Origin of the sequence: Pseudomonas sp. NPDC086251, assembly GCF_044746405.1 — a bacterium.
Taxonomy (GTDB): Bacteria; Pseudomonadota; Gammaproteobacteria; order Pseudomonadales; family Pseudomonadaceae; genus Aquipseudomonas.
In genome coordinates, this window is the sequence record NZ_JBIVBY010000005.1 from 221,986 (window position 1) to 239,134 (window position 17,149).

Annotated in this window: 10 protein-coding genes and 3 pseudogenes; 5 read left to right on the plus strand and 8 right to left on the minus strand. The window is 55.1% G+C overall.

Going from position 1 to position 17,149, the window contains the following annotated elements; translation table 11 throughout:
* Positions 1-81: 81 nt before the first annotated feature.
* The gene (locus ACIPL2_RS09125) at positions 82-747 is read left to right on the plus strand and encodes a response regulator transcription factor (RefSeq protein ID WP_401355187.1); all 666 of its coding nucleotides are present in this window, start codon (positions 82-84) and stop codon (positions 745-747) included.
* Positions 723-2,069 (plus strand): annotated as a pseudogene (locus ACIPL2_RS09130) (ATP-binding protein); the annotation flags it as partial. The gene ACIPL2_RS09125 and the pseudogene ACIPL2_RS09130, both read left to right, overlap by 25 nt.
* 20 nt (positions 2,070-2,089) lie before the next feature.
* On the opposite strand, the pseudogene ACIPL2_RS09135 reads toward ACIPL2_RS09130, so the two are convergent.
* Positions 2,090-3,011 (minus strand): annotated as a pseudogene (locus ACIPL2_RS09135) (FAD-binding oxidoreductase); the annotation flags it as partial.
* A gap of 222 nt (positions 3,012-3,233) precedes the next feature.
* A complete protein-coding gene (locus ACIPL2_RS09140) occupies positions 3,234-4,208 on the minus strand; it encodes a tail fiber protein (protein ID WP_401355189.1) in 975 nt (324 codons plus the stop codon).
* An 840-nt stretch (positions 4,209-5,048) separates the two neighbouring features.
* Here ACIPL2_RS09140 and ACIPL2_RS09145 point away from each other — a divergent pair.
* On the plus strand, positions 5,049-5,690 hold the full coding sequence (locus tag ACIPL2_RS09145) for a DUF1120 domain-containing protein (RefSeq protein ID WP_401355191.1): 642 nt from the start codon (positions 5,049-5,051) through the stop codon (positions 5,688-5,690).
* 1,368 nt (positions 5,691-7,058) lie between these two features.
* On the opposite strand, the gene ACIPL2_RS09150 is transcribed toward ACIPL2_RS09145, so the two are convergent.
* Positions 7,059-8,024, minus strand: a complete 966-nt coding sequence (locus ACIPL2_RS09150; protein WP_401355194.1) for a LysR family transcriptional regulator — start codon at positions 8,022-8,024, stop codon at positions 7,059-7,061.
* A 156-nt stretch (positions 8,025-8,180) separates the two neighbouring features.
* On the opposite strand from ACIPL2_RS09150, the gene ACIPL2_RS09155 reads away from it, so the two are divergent.
* The gene (locus tag ACIPL2_RS09155; protein WP_401355197.1) at positions 8,181-10,211 is read left to right on the plus strand and encodes an alkyl/aryl-sulfatase; all 2,031 of its coding nucleotides are present in this window, start codon (positions 8,181-8,183) and stop codon (positions 10,209-10,211) included.
* Positions 10,212-10,322: 111 nt separating this feature from the next.
* Here ACIPL2_RS09155 and ACIPL2_RS09160 read toward each other — a convergent pair whose 3' ends face one another.
* Positions 10,323-11,357 (minus strand): AraC family transcriptional regulator ligand-binding domain-containing protein, encoded by a 1,035-nt coding sequence (locus ACIPL2_RS09160; protein ID WP_401355199.1) that lies wholly within the window; start codon positions 11,355-11,357, stop codon positions 10,323-10,325.
* Between the two features lie 95 nt (positions 11,358-11,452).
* Here ACIPL2_RS09160 and ACIPL2_RS09165 point away from each other — a divergent pair, with 95 nt between their 5' ends.
* Entirely contained in the window at positions 11,453-13,039 is a 1,587-nt protein-coding gene (locus ACIPL2_RS09165) for a GMC family oxidoreductase (protein ID WP_401355223.1), read from the plus strand.
* A gap of 165 nt (positions 13,040-13,204) precedes the next feature.
* Here the strand turns inward: ACIPL2_RS09165 and ACIPL2_RS09170 are convergent, their stop codons facing one another.
* The 4 genes and pseudogenes from ACIPL2_RS09170 to ACIPL2_RS09185 all read right to left on the minus strand — a co-directional run.
* Complete coding sequence (locus ACIPL2_RS09170) at positions 13,205-13,831, minus strand: response regulator (protein ID WP_401355202.1); 627 nt, start codon at positions 13,829-13,831, stop codon at positions 13,205-13,207.
* A gap of 482 nt (positions 13,832-14,313) precedes the next feature.
* Complete coding sequence (locus ACIPL2_RS09175; RefSeq protein ID WP_401355225.1) at positions 14,314-15,273, minus strand: HlyD family secretion protein; 960 nt, start codon at positions 15,271-15,273, stop codon at positions 14,314-14,316.
* 2 nt (positions 15,274-15,275) lie between these two features.
* Positions 15,276-15,644 carry a DUF3302 domain-containing protein gene (locus ACIPL2_RS09180; protein WP_401355204.1) on the minus strand — a complete coding sequence of 123 codons (369 nt, stop codon included), beginning with the start codon at positions 15,642-15,644 and terminating at the stop codon, positions 15,276-15,278.
* Between the two features lie 343 nt (positions 15,645-15,987).
* Positions 15,988-17,149, minus strand: a pseudogene (locus ACIPL2_RS09185) (hypothetical protein); the annotation flags it as partial.

Sequence of the window (17,149 nt, forward strand, 5' to 3'; positions counted from 1 at the left end):
CCCGCAGCGGACAAACATTTGTACAAATGCTTCAATACTCGCGCGACGGTCATGACGGTCGCGCCTTTTCCGGAGCGGCAAATGCGGATATTGCTGGTTGAAGACGATCCGATGATCGGTGATGCCATCCTGGGCGCCCTGAACGATGCGAGTTATGCCACTGACTGGGTGAAAAACGGTCTTATCGCTCTTGCAACGCTGGACACCCAATACTATGACCTGGTGCTACTGGATCTTGGGTTGCCCGGGAAGGATGGACTGGATGTACTCGACATCATTCGCGGGCGCAACAACCCGGTGCCACTGCTGATCATCACTGCACGGGACGACTTGGGTGATCGCCTGCGCGGCCTTGACGGCGGCGCGGACGACTACCTGCTCAAACCGTTCGAAATGGCGGAGCTGCTGGCCCGTATACGAGCCGTGCTTCGCCGTAAAGGTGGCGCTGCCCTGTCTGTGCAGGACAATGGCGTAGTAACGCTGGACTTGATCTCCAAACAAGCCACCACCTTGGACAATCGCGACATCCAATTGTCCAGTCGTGAGTTCGCCCTGCTTCAGCCATTGATGATTCGGCCAGGCGCCATTCTGTCGCGCAGTGAACTCGAAGACCGCATCTATGGTTGGGGCAATGAAGTGGAAAGCAACGTGGTGGAATTTTTGATTCACGCCCTGCGACGCAAGCTAGGCAGCCATGTCATCAAGAACGTCAGGGGGATGGGATGGATGGTTTCAAAAAGCGTTTGAGGGACTCGGTACAACTACGCCTGTCCATGACGCTATCGCTGGCCATCCTGATCGTTGCGGCGCTGGTTGGGATTTTTGCGTTTGACTCTGCGTTCGACGAGGCTTACGAAATGCAGGACGATACCTTGCGTCAGGTGGCCGTCCTGTTTGATCGGCAGCAGATGTCCCTACACTATCCCGCATCCCAGGAAGTCGATGGCGACAATGATGAATCCAGGGTCATCGTGCAATACTTGGCCGATGGCACTAAAGCAATCGGCAACGATGGCGCCCTGATACCACTGCCCTTCCCCACCACACTTGCCGATGGCCTCTGGACGCTGAATGTCACCGGCGAAGACTTTCGTGTGCTGGTCAGAACCACAGCCCGCGGTGAACGCATCGTCGTCGCTCAAGAAACCGGCGTCCGCGACAAGGAAGCCCGCGAGAGCGCTTGGCGAAGTTTGCTGCCGTTTCTCATTCTGTTTCCAGTGCTATTGCTGGTGGTGGGCGACCTGGTGCGCAAACTGTTCCGTCCCATTGCCGCCCTTTCGGCTGACATCAATCGACGTGATGAACAGGCGCTGCACCCTATCGACGAACGCCATTTGCCGACCGAAATTCGGCCTTTCGTCCTGGCTATCAATCGCTTGCTCGCGCGTGTTGCGCAGTCCATGGAAAACCAGCGTCGCTTCGTCGCCGACGCTGCCCACGAACTGCGCTCGCCCATGACGGCCCTTTCCCTGCAAGCTGAACGGCTGGCCGCCACTGAGATGCCGGGGCCAGCCCGTGAGCGCCTGTTGCCGTTGTCCCGGGGAATAGAGCGCGGTAGAAAACTGATCGATCAACTGCTGACCCTTGCTGCCGCACAATCGAGCTCCAATCGACCACAGACTGCCGTTTCAGTCCATGAAATCTATCGACGTGTATTGGAGGATTTATTAACGCTGGCAGAACGTAAACGCATCGATATTGGCGTTGAAAGTATCGAGGATGTACATGTCACCATCAACGAAATGGACCTGCTAATCCTGGTCAAGAATCTGGTGGACAATGCGATCCGTTACATGTCCCATGGCGGACGGATCGACCTTTCGGTCGAGCTGGCGCAAGAGACTGCAATCCTGCAGGTGAAGGACTCAGGCCCGGGCATCTCGGCAGAGGAACAATCGCGAGTGTTTGATCCGTTTTATCGATGCCTGGGAACTAATGAAGCAGGCTCCGGGTTGGGCTTGTCGATCGTCAAAGCGATAGCCGATCGTACGGGAGCTCGCGTTCGATTGAGTTACTCGGACGATATGAAAAAAAGCGGACTATGTGTCACGGTATCGTTGACATCAGGCAAGCATCGACTCGCCGCTGACCCTGCCGTGCTCGCCCCCCACAGCAGCCCACCGGAATACCGGGTGCATTCGGCTGCGGCAACGGAAATCGGTTTGACCAGTTACGAACATGCCATACACCAGTTTCGGCGGCACAGCGGTGTCTTCAACGAATGGCTGCGGGCGAATCTCGCCGTCTATGTTGCAGACCAACCGAACGCTTGCGCATGGTGTAGACACGGCTCACGGCTTCGGCATTGGCCTGTATGTAACCGAGCGCTCGATGGTCTTATTGGCCTGCAGATCCGCCACGAACGCTGCCACGCGCGTGCTCACTGCTTCCACGTCGTCGCCGCTGATGGCGTCGCGCAGCGCCTCCATAAAGCGGCCGTAACGCACTTTGACTGCACTGACTACTTGGGATCGGCAGCACGCTGAGGTTGGATTCAACGATGTAGCCCAACGAACTTTCCGCGCCGCACAGCACGCTGTGAGGTTGGAACGCCCGTGCTCATCGCGCAGGTGCGCCAGGTCATAACCGCTTAGGCACCGAATGCGTCTGGGGAACACCGCTTCGATCAGGTCCGCTTGGGTTTCCTGCATGTGCCGCGCCACCCGGTACACCTCGCCGATTCGGCCGGAATGCGTGCACGCGACGTCCAGCTCGCGTCGGGCAGCGGCTGGCTGTGCAGGCGCTCACCGCCAAGCAGTACTGTGCAGTTCGAGCGCGAAAACAATCCGTGAGGCTTGAACTCGGCATTGAGCTGGTCCTTGTCCACGCCCGCCTGCACGCGCACCCAGCGCTCGGCGACGCTGATTTCGAGTATGCTGTTCATGTGCCGCGACAGGTCGACCACGATGCCATCGGTCAATGACAGGCCGTTGGTGCCGGTGCCACCGCCGCGCGGGGGTCAGTTTGACCTCGTGAAAGCGTGTTTCGGCCATCACGGTTGCAATGCGCGACTTGAAGAAGCTTCCCCCTGCGAGGGGGTTGACTCCAACGCTTCAGCGGTCGCCGAGGGATGCCTGACATTGCAAGGAAATCTGTCGATCATTGATCGGCAGAAATCTTGGGCCATTGGCGACAATTCGAAACAAATGGTTGCAGGGGAAACCTCATCCAAGAACCCTCGCAGGAGAAAGGTCAAAAGACGTGCAATTCAGAAAATTATCGGCGCAGCCAGGTCATAACTTGATAATAAATGCAAGAATATAATAAGGCGGCACGATATTGACGTTATGCGAATGTGCAGCCTGGGAAGCCGTATTGGCGTGGCTGTGGGGCGCATTAGAACCCGCTGAGCTCGTGTTGGGCGTGGCGGCGTTCACCGTAATTGTAGATGTATGCGCCATACAACCTTTGGTTCCCACGCCCGTTATTCCATATTCACAAATTTCATTGGCCCAGTTATACGCATAGTTATCAAGGCGCACACCGCCATTATGGTAATGTTGCGGCATCATCGCCACGGTCAAGACCGTCGCCGCGTTGTTCATGGTAATCGGGGGCGTCGTCGAGCTAACAGTCGGATAAAATTGTTTGTTGTTCAGCGGCGTCAATTGCTGCATGGCGCCATTTGGATTGCCGCACTCGGTGGGGGTTCCGCCAAGAATAAAACGATTCGTCAGATTCGGTGTTCCCTGGCTGCCATCGCAAAACGCCCAGCCAGCGGGAGCTACCTGACCACTGAACATCATAATCATGCCGGTCACCAGCATCTGTGTATCAGCGATACGTACGCCTGTGGCGTCGACCGCCATCCCCGCCCCCGGCACTACCGCCAATCTGGCATCCTGATCCAGTAGCAAACCCGCCCCGGTCCCACCAGGCTGTGTGGGATTTAACCCCACGGCATTACGACCGCAATCGGCCACATCAATCAAATCCGCGAAATCTGTTTGCAAAGGGATTTTCTGGGCGCTGAACTTTTCCTTTAGGCTGACAGTTGTCGGGCCCACAGAGTTTCCCTGCGCGAAGGTGGTGTTTTGACGGGTGGTTGAGCTAACCTCTGTAGGAATAATTGCCTTACCGATCGAAGTATCGTCAGAAATGGTAGTGGCCGTGGTTTCTAAAAGTGCTGGAGTCTCCGCGTTCACGGCTGACGCAGCTTTTGCCAGGGCATTTTTATCGGTACGCTCCGGCACCTTTTTCTTAGTCATCATTACATCCTACAAGGTAAAGTTACTGACGCTGTTCAACTGCCAATCCGATAAGCTCGATGCTCCCCCTATCGGCGCTGCGATGATGTTCGCTGCACCAGGGGGAAGCCTCTTCTTCAGAGTGATGTGGCTAGCCTTGGAATTATACAAGCACATCACACCGTTTGTTCGCGGGTAGGCGGCCTGATTTTTGACTTGTAGCGTCAGCTTAGGCTTACTCTGCTGTTTTTCAATTAATGAACGTTGAAATCGGTTTAATTATAATGGGCATTGGCAAGCGGTTTAATGTCGGCTAGAGTTCTCTGTTTTTATTTGCGTCAGCGCGCTGGGCGTTACTCCCAACAGTTTCGCAGTGAGGGTATCAGCCAATGGCTTGGCCGGGCGACAATCAAACTGCCGACGCCGTTGCATCAACGCATCGACCAACGGCGAGTGCCTTTCACCGGCACGGTCACCGCCAATGGAGAGAACGCCCGGCTTCAGCGGCGCGCGGCGTCATTGGTACAGGGCGATTTGCCGATCTTGAGCGCGCCGACCAAATTTGTAATTTGACGGCAGACCGGCCGGTGCGGTCGCATCCGGCATTGAATTAGCTCAACAATAGTGTGTTTGACGCACCTAGTTAAGCGGACTGTTACGCAGGGCGCGTCATTCGGGGTGGCCAGAGGCAAGAGCGCTAATCAACAAGCCCGCGCGCCCTCGCCAAGTGTTGGCTGATTTTAATTTTAAGCATTCCCTTACAGAAACATCCCTTGAAATGCCGCTTAATTGATCATGCAACAGTTATTAAGCCCGTCGCGTGACAATAGGTGCATTCACTTATATTTTTGGGAGCGAGGCATGAAAAGATTACTAGTCGCATTGCCACTGTGCTTTGCAACGGTCGCCGCTGTAGCGGCCACCTCCGCAACGTTAAGCGTTACCGGCCAGATCTTACCACCTTCCTGCGATATTGCCGTGTCAGGGACTGGCCAGTTTGATTTTGGCGAGGTGATGCTCAATCCCACCGGCGCCACCAATGTGAATCCACGCCTATCGCAAACGCTGAGCATTAACTGCGATAATCCATCGTATACCGGTTTCACAGTAACCGATAATCACGCCTCCAGCGTGCCGGCGTCAGTGAGTAACGCGCAGCGATTTGGACTGGGTACGGACAGCGCTAATAATCCCATTGGCTTCTACAACATACTTTTTCAGAACATTGTTGCCGACGCTGGCACGGGGCTGATCAAGAGTTCGGTGAATACCAGTGCCGCGACCTGGGCAGATGCCTCGACGGCGTTTATCGATGCTTATGCCTTATCGTTAAAAACTTATGCCTTTGATTCGGCGACGACTCCGACCACAGCGCCAAGAGCGGTGACCAATGCCTCGGTGGGGCTTGACCTCGGCGTGCAAATTCAGCCGCGTAATACCTTGGATACCAATAGCGATATAGTACTGGATGGGTCAGCGACTATCGAATTGATTTACCTGTGATGCCCCGGCCGAATGGACACACTCGGTAGAGTTGGACTGCGAGCAAGTGAGCGTGATGCAACCACTACTTCGGCAACCGGTTATGCCTATGGCCAAGTTCTGTATTGCACAAGCGCGAGTACGTCCCAGGTCCGCTGACCAACGCTGCTGAGCCGCAAAAAGGCATGCGAGCATGAGATCGCGACCTGCCCAAATCCGATGGGAGCGTGTCAGGTTTAACATGTGCTCTATACGCAACTTCAGCTGTCGCTCGGATGATGATGCACCAATAAAAGCGCCGGCTAGCGGCTTGCCACCGCGCCCGCGCTACTGGCTCCCTGAGGGGAACGGTCTCTAGCCACTAAAACGTTAGTGCATGCTGCGTGTGTGTCTGAGCCAGTCCGCCAAAAACGGCAGTATCCATTTCAGCCAGTTCGGACCGATAGCCTAAACACATGACCACTTGACTGATTTCCTGGCCCGAGCTTGGGTGAGATGGTCTTGGGCGATGGCTGTCGGCGTAATGTCCGTAGTGCCTCCAGATGCACCGACAACCATTCAAATCACGGATTGTTCGGCTTGGCTTACGCAAAAAACGCGACCGCGCAGACTGAACGACTCCCCTAGCGATCGACTGGTCCTGACACTCGGTGTCGGCACCGCAACGACGAAGCCGATAAATTATTGCAATGCTTCAGCATTTTTGGAATGACTTTACCACACTGCCATAAGTAGCTCCCTGGAGCTCGTAACGTCCATGCGTCATGCGCATACCGGGATACAGCTTGGATTCCCATAGGCCCGACGGCATGCCTGGGCACCGGGAACCCGCATATCTAACAGTGGCATGGCTGGCGAAGTGGCCATTTGATATGGCCATTAAATCAACGGTTGCCTCGGCAGACCCTTTGGGCAATTCGGAAAAACCATTTTTTATATAGAACGGCACCATGGCCGCTACCGGCTCTACATCGTATTCAAGGTTAATGTCGCCTATCGACCAACCAATGCAATTATAACCGTCGTAGCTACCAGGATCCGTAATATAGGCGTTCTCGCGCTTTAGGTTAGGGAACGATTGCGAATAGTCATCCCATTCGGAGTCATTGATGGACCGAGGAAAGAGCGCTTTGCTTGCGACCGTTTTCTTTGCAGCTTTGGTAACTGCTTTATGAGCTTTAGGTATACGTACCTCCATAGGACGTTGAGATAAATACCCCCGAGAGGGGTGCCGCGAATCTGCTCATGCGACCGCGTTTCACCTAGCACGTAGAGTACTTCGGTTCGAATAACTGCTATCCGACGCCAGTTCACCTCCAATTTCACGGTGTAGGCCGGCAAACCTTCCGGAGCGTGGAGCTGCGAGGGGACTAAGGGCGTTTTACCGTATCACTGTTCTAGGTCCATCAAATTGACCAACTGGCGTTCACGCTGCCCAATGTGGTCTTCCATCGCCCGCACTTCCTGCATGTACAAGTGGACCGCAGGCGGCAACGAGCGCTCCTTAAGGTGGATGAAGCCATAATGGGTCCGCAGGACCGGATCCTGGAGGGGTAATGCGACGATATCACCGGCCATCAGCTCCCGCTCAAAGATCGACAAGCACCCCAATGCCAAGGCATTGCTGTTCTCGACAAACGCCATCATTTGCATCGGAACGTTGACCTCGATCGCCGGCACAAAATCCCCATTCTCCGCATCGAAAACGCCGGTACAGCCCATGTTAACCGGAAGCAAATGCGTGGCCAGACGCAGCGGAATACGCGACGCCACCCACGGGTAATCAAGTGTTTGCGCCAAACTCAACGACAGGCACTGTGCAAGTAGTGGATGCCCCGGGCGACAAAATAGCCGACCGGCATGTTCTCCCAGCAGCTCGCAGGCGAACTCTTCTCTGCCGCGTAAATGGCTGATCTCGGCGATCCCCAAGTCAACCTCTCCGGCGGCGACTTGCTGTGCCACCTCGGCCCATCCGGCCACATGCGCAGTAATTTTAATGTGTGGATGGCAGGCATGCAGCCGGGCGAGGCTGGCAAAGCCGATGGTGATGCTGGGATAAGGGCCGAGCGCGACCTTGAGTGAGCCGCTCCCCCCTTGCGCGAGCAAGGCAAGGTCGCGCCGCAGGTCTTCTTCGGCCATCAACAGGCGCTGGCTTTTTTCCCGAAGCAGCACACCAAACGCGGTCAATCGGATGCCCTCCCGACCCCGGTGGAACAATATGACCCCAAGTTCGCGCTCCAGTAACTGGAGGCTTTTACTCAGCGCGGGTTGAGAAACGCCCAAGGCTTTTGCGGCCCGACCAAAGTGGGCATGTTCAATCAACGCCAGAAATTGACGGAGGCGCCGTGGCGTCATCTCATAACCTTTATGTTATCTATATGTTGGGATTTAGAATTTCTCGTTATAAAATGAGTATGTTAATAATCTGTTGGTCGGTCAAGCGGCCCTTGGTTTCCGAGTGCACAAACGGTTGGCTGACGGCTCTAACAGAATTTTGGCAAAGGAAAACTCATGTTTAGCAAGACCCTCAAGATAGCTTTGATAATGACCTTCGGCAGTGGCCTTTGCCCTGCTGTTTTCGCTGCCGGCGCCATCGCCACCAGTGGTGACCCGGTCTCGACACCGGATGCGCATTTCGACAGCAAAGGCAAAGCGCCCTCGTCCTATACCATCGAACAGCAAAATGCGCTGCGCCAGTCCTTGCCGTTTGCCGATCAAAGAGACCTGGCAGAGGCCAAAAAGGGCTTTATCGCGGCTCCGCCCTATAAACAGATCATGGCGGATGCCGGGAACGTCGCCTGGAACATGGGCAGCTATGATTTTCTCCTCGACGGTAAAGATTACAACAGCATCAACCCGTCGCTTCAGCGCCAGGCCGTTCTCAATATGGCGTATGGTCTGTATGAGGTGGTGCCCGACAAGATCTACCAAGTCCGCGGTTTTGACCTGGCGAATATCACGTTTATCAAGGGCGAAACGGGCTGGATCGTTTTCGATACCCTGACGTCCAGAGAAACGGCCAAGGCCGCCTTGGATTTCGTAAACCAGACGCTGGGCAAGCGTCCGGTGGTGGCAGTCGTGTTTTCTCATTCTCATGCCGATCACTTCGGAGGCATTCGTGGCGTGGTTGATGAGGCCGATGTGCGCAGTGGCAAGGTTGCACTGATTGCCCCCAAAGGTTTCATGGAACATGCCGTGGCCGAGAACGTCTATGCTGGCAATGCAATGAATCGAAGGGCATTCTTCCAATATGGCATGCTGCTGCCACACAGTCCGTACGGTCACGTGGATATGGCGATTGGTAAAAATACCGCCATCGGCGATTTGGGACTGATTGAACCCAACCGGTACATCGATAAGGAATTCGAGAGCCTGACCATTGACGGGGTGCAAATGGAGTTCCAGAACACCCCGGGCACCGAAGCCCCGTCGGAGATGAACACCTGGTTTCCGCAATTCAAGGCATTCTGGGCCGCTGAGAATATTACCGGCACCATTCACAATATCTACACCTTGCGCGGCGCCCTGGTCCGTGATCCGCTGGTGTGGTCGAAGAACATCAACAATGCCCTGTATCGCTACGGCCAACAGGCCGAGGTCATGCTCGCCGCGCACAGTTGGCCACGCTGGGGCAGCGAACGCATTCAAGAAGTCATGCGCGCACAGCGCGATACCTATGCCAACCTGAACAACGCCGTGCTGCATGCGGCCAATCAGGGCGTGACGATCAATGAAATCCACAACGTCTACAAGCTGCCGGACAGTCTGAAAAACAACTGGGCCACCCATAGCTACCACGGCTCGGAAGAACACAACAGTCGCGCCGTGATCAATCGCTATTTGGGTTACTGGGACGCCAATCCGGCGACGTTGATGCCGCTGTCTCCCAAGGACTCCGCACCGCTGTATGTCGAGATGATGGGCGGTGCGCAGAAGATCCTTGCCAAGGGCCAAAGCTTGTTCGATCAAGGAAAATACCGCGAAGCGTATGAGATTTTGAATAAATTGGTGTATGCCGAACCACAAAACAGTCAAGCCAAGGACCTGTTGGCGGACGTCTACGAACAAGTCGGTTATCAGAAGGAAAGCGCCGGGGTGCGCAATAGTTTCCTCGCGGCGGCCTATGAATTACGTCACGGCATGCCCCAAGGTGTACCGCCGAACTCTGCCGGTCCTGACATCATCCGCGCCATGAGCACTGAGTTGTGGCTGGAGGACTTGGGTATCCGCCTGGACGGTAGCAAAGTGGCGAACGAACACTTTGTTTTGAACCTTAAAACGCCCGACAACGGTGAGCAGTTTGTCGTGGAGCTAAGCAATTCGACCTTGACCAGCATCAAGGGCCAGCAAGCCAAAAATCCTGACATTAGCATCACCCTCAATCGATCGGCACTTGAAGCATTAATGGCCAACAAGACCAGCTTTAAGCAGCTCGTCGCGGACGGCAAGTTGCAAGTGGAAGGCGATCGCCGACACCTGCTCGTGATGGATGCCATAACCCCGTTTACGCCGGCGTTTGAACTGCTGCCCGGCACGCGTTAATAAGCCATTCGCGCCGCGCGCTTCAGCCTGTTGCAGCGCTGAGGCGCACGGCGAACCGGCTTTTAAAGGGGCCGGGGTGGCCGTCCACTTGAGCACGGTCGCCGTTGGGCTTCATTCGGTAAACTCACTGGGCAGGGGCGGTAGCGACCGCAATTGACGCCGTCGCTCGCCAGGCGTCACGGCAAACCAACGGCGGGCGGCACGGTTGAACACACTTTGCTCGCTGTAGCCGAGCATGCCGGCCACCTGCGATATCGGGATACCCTGCTCCCTTAGGTAAAAGTCGGCACGTTCGCGTCGGATCTTATCCAGTATCTCGTCAAATCGTTGCTTTCGCTCGGCAAGCTGGCGTTGCAGGGCGCGCTCGTGCATACCGAGGTGTTGGGCAATAATGGATAAGCGGCACTGTTGGGTCGGTAGCAGGCGCAGCACCACACGGTGCACCTGGTCGATCAAATCAAATGCGCTGTGACCATGGACCTGCTCGAAATACTGGACCAGCGTTCGGTGCACATTCGGGTCCTGCGGTTCGATGCTCTGATTTAGCTGCTGTTGGGTCATCACCAACGCGTTGCAGCTTTGTCCAGTACACACTTCGGTCTTGAAATACTGGCGGTAGCGCGCCGTCGGCAACCCGTCGACTGCGCACAATAAGACCGCTTGAGCCCTGAAGTGGGCGCCATACAGCAGTTTCATCGCGTTGTGGGATACACCCATGGCCAGTTCCAGCATTTGCCGCTGGGGCAGTAGGCCGGGCAGCCGAAGGCCTATGACAAGACGTGGGTGGCGGGCATGGCTCAGGTCCAAATCGAGTTGAATGCCTGAGCTGTGATAACCGATGAAGCGGATAATATCCCTCACCGCACACTCCACGCTCACCGAGTTGCGAGCCAACACGGCAATCGGCCCAAGCACCTGTAAGTTCTGATACTGGGCCATGCGCAGACCGAAGTCAGAGCAGTCTAGTTCACTGGCCGTATATTCCAACAGCCTGACGAGTGAGCGGAGCGGCACTGTGGCGTCCACGTCTTCCAGGAGCTGGGGCTGGATGTGAAATCGCTGCAGCAACCGTGTGGGGTTCCCACCCAACTTGGTCACCAGTTCGCCAAAGCCGGCGAAGGAGGTCGTGCGAATAAAGGCGTCCATGTCGGCCAAAATCAATTATCTGTCGGCAAAGGTCAATCTTATGCCATGGGCATCGCGAAAAATCCATGGGGATACCTACCCTTGGAAGCAATGTAATGGAATTTGACTACATCATCGTTGGTGCCGGTTCGGCCGGCTGCGTGTTGGCCAACCGTCTCAGTGCTGACCCGGCCATGTCCGTATGCCTGTTGGAAGCGGGGCCCCAAGACTACTCGCCCCTAGTCCATATGCCCGCCGGTGTGGCGGTCATCGTCCCCACGCGGCATGTTAACTGGGCGTATGACACCGTACCGCAACAAGGTTTGGGCGGACGTATCGGCTATCAGCCACGGGGCAAGGTGTTGGGCGGCAGCAGTTCGATCAACGGCATGGTGTATATTCGTGGTCATCACAGCGACTTTGACGACTGGGGCGCATTAGGCAATGTCGGTTGGTCCTTTGCCGATGTGCTGCCCTACTTTCGCAAAAGTGAAGCGAGTCATCGCGGGGCCTGCGATTTTCACGGCGCAGCGGGTGAGCTGTATGTCGGTCAGAACGAGGTACACCCGGCCACGCAAGCCTTTATTGAGGCCGGGCAACAAGCGGGCCACCGTCACAACAGTGATTTCAACGGGGTCAATCAGGAAGGCATCGGCGCGTACGACGTGACCATCCGCGACGGTCGCCGCTGGAGCACAGCCAGCGCATTCTTAACCCCGGTGCGCCACACGCGTGACAATCTTACCGTGCTCACCGGTGCCCATGCCGAGCGTATCCTGCTGGAAGGTAATCAGGCCACTGGCGTACAGGTACGCTACAAAGGCCGCACTAGCATCTTGAAAGCACGCAAAGAGATCCTGCTCAGTGCCGGTGCTTTCGGCAGTCCGCAATTACTGATGCTCTCGGGCATCGGCGCGCAAGCCGAGCTCAAGCCGCAAGGTATTGCGCTGCGGCACGAACTGCCAGGTGTTGGTCAGAATTTGCAGGATCACCCGGACCTGGTGCTCTGCTACAAAGGCACCGATAACTCACTGCCCGGATATTCCTTGGCGGGCGGCGTCAAACTGGCTTCGGCGATGGCCCAATATTGGATGCATAATCGTGGCCTGCTAGCCAGCAACTTCGCCGAGGGCGGCGCTTTTCTGAAGACCGATGGGGCCTTGGCCCGCCCCGATGTCCAGATGCATTCTGTCGTCAGCATGCTTGATGACCATAACCGCAAGCTGCACTGGGGGCATGGTTTTAGCTGCCACGTTTGTGTGCTGCGACCCAAGAGCGTCGGCAGCGTTGGCCTATTATCGGCTGATCCGAGCGTTGCGCCCCGAATTGATCCGAACTTTCTGGGGCACGACGACGATGTGCAAACATTGCTCAAGGGGTATCGAATGGCGCGAGAGATCATCGAGCAGCCGGCCTTGGCCCGCTTTGGCCTGCAGAATCTACACGGCATCGATTGCGGCAGCGATGAGCAAGTGATCGAGCTGCTGCGACGCAGGACCGATTCCATCTATCACCCGGTGGGCACGTGTCGCATGGGCCAGGGCGAAGATGCCGTGGTAGATCACCAATTGCGTGTACACGGCCTTCAAGGGCTGCGGGTGGTGGACGCGTCGATCATGCCCACGCTAATTGGCGGCAATACCAACGCGACGTCGATCATGATCGCCGAGCGCGCCGCTGAATGGGTGTTAGCGGTGGCTTAATAGCGATCTGCGACCGTCTGCAATACTGGTAGGGCGCAGGGCTGCTCATGACGCGGGCGTCAAAGCACCCTACCCCAACTGCTTCTTTTGCAGCACAGCGCTGATTGGGCAGCGATCGAGGTCCCCCCTTTTAGGCAGACGGATTGATTCGGGTGAGGCGGCGGTTCAGATCACCCGGTTACGCCGGGCAAAGTCGACCAACTCAAGAAAGTTGGCGACTTGCAATTTGATAATCAGTCGAGCTTTGTACGTGCTGGCGGTCTTTTCGCTGAGCATCAGCTCTTGCGCGATGTCCTTGACGCGCCGCCCACTGGCCAATTGACGTAGAACCGTCAACTCTCGGTCGGACAGAGATTTCATCAGCACCTCTTCGGAGGCTAGGCGTGAAGAGGTATCGACCGAAGAAAAATCCGTGGTGGGGAAAAGCGTATAACCGGCGAGAACAATCTGCACGGCACTCAATAATTCCGGCAGATCACCGTCCTTGGAAACAAACGCATGTGCACCGGCTCTGGAGCAACGAATGGCGTATCGGCTCAAATCCAGGCAAGAAAATACGATGACCTTCATGCGATCGGATTCGGAACGTAACCGCTGCAATACGCCAAAGCCGTCCAGTCTCGGCAGATCGATGTCGAGAATCACCAAGTCGGGTGTTAAGTGGCGTGCCATGCGGACTGTCTCCAGTCCGCATGACGCTTCCGCCACTACTTCATGTCCACCTTTTTCAAGTAGCAGGCGTACCGCCATTCGCACCACCGCATGATCGTCTGCAATCAGTATTCTGGCCAAATCACACTCCCTTTGCGTGAATACACTCCGTGTGGTGCACCCTTGTTGACAGACTAATTTGTATTAGCCGAAAACAAATGGCCCCACCGCACCGGGTCCGGCGCGTAATTAAGACTCTTCGAAATGGGGTGCCAAATTCAACTACTCGAAAAAAGACGATCTGACTCGGCGGCTCAATAGCGAATGCGAAACTGCAGGACGCCCGACAACCGAGTCATCAACGTGTTTAATTAGGCCTTTTTGCGAAGAGCCTGCCTGTAGGGAAATCCTTCACCTGTGGCCGGTCCAACACTGCGCCTGAAGTTTCTTTATGCGCTCGACCCTGGGCTTCGTGGTGAGCCATTGTGTGCTTCCCTTTACATTGTGCAATGAACTTTCCGGGCAACCGAACGGCCGGCGCGCAATCAGCGGGTGAAGGATCGGTAAGGTCAGGCGGGCGAGGTCTGCTAATGGCCTTGCCCACGTCACCGTCACCGTCACCGTCAATGGAAAGGAAAGAGGTAGTTCATCCAAGATGCCATTCGCAGAAGGATCTTACGCATCGCCGCAATGTGATGGAAATGCTCACTGTATAAAGCCGCCTGGCCATAGGCGCCGCCGGGCATTTGCTTCCGATAGGAGGCAAATGCGGGGTCGGTAATTTCGATGATCACCGGTACGCGACCCGGGGGGGGGGACCCGGTATAACTGACCAAAGTGCCGGACGCCTGTACCTGACCTTCGCCAATGACCGTCAGCACATTTTTGACCTTGCCCCGGAAGACTTTACCGGGCAGGCCATCAAAGGCGACTTCGGCTTCACTGCCTACGTTTAATCGCAACAAGCTATTCTGGCGCATCCACGCCGTCAGGAAATAATCTTCATCCGGGATAAACACCATTAATGGTCGCAATGGCACACGCGTGGCGATCATCCCAGGACGTAGCGACATCTGGGTGACGAAACCGTTGGCCGGCGCTCGAACAATCGTATGGTCCAGTTCATATTGGGCGGTATCAAGCTGTGCGCGTAAGTCATCGACCTGCGCGGTGGCGGTATCCAATTCGCGGTCGTTGCTAAAGCCGTGCTTGGTCAATGCACGGATGCGGTAAAGGTCACTCTGCGCCGAGATTAATCGCGCCTTGATTGATTTGAGTCGATATTCGAAAGGCAGTGGATCAAGGCGAAACAATACATCGCCTTGTTTTAACGGCTGATTGGTCTGAACCGGGACATCGATCACTTGCCCCGTGACCACCGGCACGATCGGGATGGAGACGTAATACGAACGCGTCACCTCCGAATAAGGGTGGTTGTAGTTCATGGTGAAGATTAAGCTGCCGATGAGCACGATGCCGCCCAGAACGGCAGTCGGTACGGTCCATTTGGTCAGCGGGATGCGAAAGATCTTAAATAACGCGATGCAAAAGGCTGAATAAATAAGAACGAGCAACAGATCCATATTCAATCACTCAACCTTGAATTGACAGCTTGCGCAGTGCGCTCCAGCCCTGCGACATCCTCCAGTTGAGCAAGTCGTTGATGAAGGGCAGCGACTTGAAGCTCCAGATTTACAATATGGTTTGGTAATGAGGCGGCATCATTGAATCCCCAGCCTCGATCCTCTCGATACAGGGTGGCCCAAATCCATAAAAACGGCCAAAGTGCGTGCAAGGTAAAGAGGCTAACCCAACCGGTAGCGTGAATGGCGTCTTGGTGGGGGTGATTACGGTGCTTGGCGATGTCATAGGGGATGTCGTGCAGCACGATAATCCCATAAAACAGCACTAAGCCAACAAAACATAACAACCCTAAAGCAATGTAATCGAGCATAACCAACTCCTAAGTGCTAGCGCAGGCGACTAGGCGCGCGGGTTTAAAACTCTAACGAGTATCTTTAAATTTTATGACTGACACAAAATAACGAGTGCTGCCTTAAATCATCAAGCAGCTCACGGGTTGGGAGCCGGGACGACCCCTTCCAAGAACTTTAAATTTTTGAATGAATACGTTCCCACGTTGTGTTTCTCAAAGGTGCGGGTTGGTCCACATCCGCCGGGAGTGAGTTGCGCAAGCGCAAAAGTGACATAAAAAACCGACTGCCGCTTAAGTGCGTTGAGCCTGTGACTTCTGACAGACTCAACAGCACAAAAGCTATAGCTTTGGTAGTTGGTTATTACATCGATGGAGAAACCACCTGCGTTAGTAGCGGCGCATTGGTTGTCACATTAGCCTGATCAGACGACGACGTCGCACTATTATCCGGCATCGGTGTCACTTTCGCGGTTCGCTTGGGGCTCCCTGGCTTGGTCGGCGATTGAGTCGCTGGCGTAGAAACACCGTTTTCCGCCAAAGGGGCCACTTTCGCTGTACGCTTCGGCATGGTTTTGGCTGGTTTGGCCGTAATGTTGTTCTTAGCCGTTACTATGCCCGCCTTGCCGATTGTCCCGCTGGCATTGGACCCGAAAACGGGCGGTTTGTAGGCGGGTTTTCCTATCGGTGACGCTTTAAACGCCGGAATGTCGTTGTTTACGACCGGCCCTGACGGCGCCCGGCTGTCATATTTCACGAAATATTTGCCGTTGTCTTTTTTGACATTCAGGTACAGCTTCGACGCTTCACCCACCCCTTTTGGCAGTTTAAGCCCTTTATCCCGTGCTCCTGTGTAAATCACTTGACCGTGCAGTTTTTCCATATCGCTCGGTTTGCTAATGATGATCGGCGCACGTGGCTGGCCGTTGGCATCCAGATAACCTTTATTGTCCAGCTCAATACGGATTGGGTTTTTCTGGAGATCGACTAATCCAGCCTTGTCGTTAACGTTTACGGCCGCCATCGCTTTTTTAACGTCATTAAATTCTACCGAGTCAAAGTTACGAGTTTGACCAGTGGCAGGCTTCGCAGGCACAACCGGCTGCGGCTTAATCTTAACTATCTCTTCCAACTTTATCGTTGGCTTTACTGGCTTCACAATTTTCACTGGAGGAGCCGGATGTATCTTCATCTTGGTACCCACGACTTCCAAATTTATTGGCGGTGGATTTAACTTCATCTTCGTGCCCACGACTTCCATTTTTGGAGGGCTCATATCAATTTCCCATGCAATTCCTTTTGGATAGGTCTTAGGAGGTTTAGGAGTACTCATGTCGATCTCCCACGCAATACCTTTTGGATAGGTCGGTCTTGCAGGCGGTGGCGTATTCGTCAACTTTGGCGGAGTCTTAGCCGTGGGGGCTGATCCCTTCGGGATCTTGGTCGGGATACCCAGCTTGATGTCGTTGCCGGCGATCTTCTCGTCCTGGGTCACCACCAGACGGTTATCCATGTCGGTGTTAAGA